Raw genomic sequence first — 1,580 nt, forward strand, 5'->3', positions numbered from 1 at the left:
TCGCCAACCAGCTGCACACGATCTCGGGGCTGATCCAGCTCGGGGAGTATGACGAGGTGGTGCAGTATGTCGACTCGGTCAGCGAGCACCGCGCCCATCTCGACCTCAGCGTCTCTCGGCGGATCCACGACCGGGCCATCACAGCGCTCGTCCTCGCGAAGGCGTCTCAGGCGACGGAGCGGCGGGTCGAGCTGCGGGTGGGCGAGGACACGACGCTCAGCCGGCTGAGCCCGCGCGACTCGGCGGACCTCGCGGCGGTGGTCGGCAACCTCGTCGACAACGCGATCGACGCGTCCGCCGCCGGCGCGGGCCCCGAGAAGTGGGTCGAGCTGTCGATCCGGCAGGGCGGCACGACGGTGGAGGTGGTCGTGTCCGACTCCGGACCGGGCGTGGCGCCGGAGCTCGTGACCGAGGTGTTCACGCACGGCTTCACGACGAAGGCCGCTGCCGCCGGTGAGCGCGGGATCGGGCTGGGGCTGACCCGGCTCATCTGTCGGCGCCGGGGCGGGGAGGTCAACGTGGAGAACACGCCGACGGGCGCGGTGTTCACGGCCAGCATGACGGTGTCGTCAGTCCCGGAGCCGGTGCGGTGATCCGGGTACTCGTCGTCGACGACGACTTCATGGTCGCGCGGATCCACCGCGGGTTCGTCGAACGGGTCGAGGGATTCGAGGTCGTCGGTGTGGCCGCCACTGGGACAGAGGCGATCTCGCTCGTCGCCGAGCTCGCGCCGGATCTGGTGCTGCTCGACCTGTACCTGCCCGACCGCTTCGGCCTCGACGTCGTGGGACGGCTCCGGGCGGCTGGCGAGACGTGCGACGTCCTCGTCATCACCGCGGCGAAGGAGGCCGACGCCGTCCGGCGGGCGGTCCGTGAGGGGGTCGTCGGCTACCTGCTCAAGCCGTTCGGGTTCCCCGAGCTCGAGCAGCGGTTGCGGGCCTATGCGGCGGAGCGGGAGCGGGTCGCGGCGGACGGCGAGCTGACCCAGGAGCAGATCGACGCCGCGTTCGGCACGTCGGGGGTGACCCGACGGGCGACCGTCACGTTGCCCAAGGGCCTGAGCGTCGAGACGGCCGCGGCGGTTCAGGACGCCCTGGCTGCGGCAGGCGGCGGGGAGCCGGACGGGGCACTCTCCGCGTCCGAGTGCGCCGAGCGCGTGGGGATCTCGCGGGTGAGTGCGCGGCGCTACCTGGAGCACTTCGTGGCGACCGGTGCGGCGGAGGTGTCACTCCGGTACGGCACGACCGGCCGGCCCGAGCGCCGGTACCGCCCCCGCGTCTAGCTCAATCGAGAGTGCACGATTCCCGGTCGAGAGTGCTCTACTCCCCATCGAGCGTGCATCATTTCCCATCGAGAGTGCAGTAATTCTGGTCGAGCGTGGAGCACTCCCCATCGAGAGTGCAGTACTCCCCATCGCGCGCGGAGTGTTCCCCATCGAGAGTGCAGTAATTCTGATCGAGCGTGCAGTACTTCTGATCGAGGCTGCACCGTCGATCGGGAATGCCGCACTGTCGATTGGGTTTCCGCACGTTCGATCCGGACTGTCGCACTCTCGATTGGGATTACCGCACGCTCGATTG

At 69.6% G+C, this 1,580-nt stretch carries 2 protein-coding genes; both read left to right on the forward strand.

Translation table 11 applies throughout. The annotated features are described in order from the left end of the window. Positions 1–593 (forward strand): sensor histidine kinase (locus N864_RS22135; protein ID WP_034722636.1); only part of this gene is annotated, 593 nt, incomplete at its 5' end. Beyond that, complete coding sequence (locus tag N864_RS22140; RefSeq protein ID WP_034722641.1) at positions 590–1,282, forward strand: response regulator; 693 nt, start codon at positions 590–592, stop codon at positions 1,280–1,282. The genes N864_RS22135 and N864_RS22140, both read left to right, overlap by 4 nt. Positions 1,283–1,580 lie beyond the last annotated feature (298 nt).

The organism is Intrasporangium chromatireducens Q5-1 (genome assembly GCF_000576575.1).
In the GTDB taxonomy this organism is placed as follows: Bacteria; Actinomycetota; Actinomycetes; order Actinomycetales; family Dermatophilaceae; genus Intrasporangium_A; species Intrasporangium_A chromatireducens.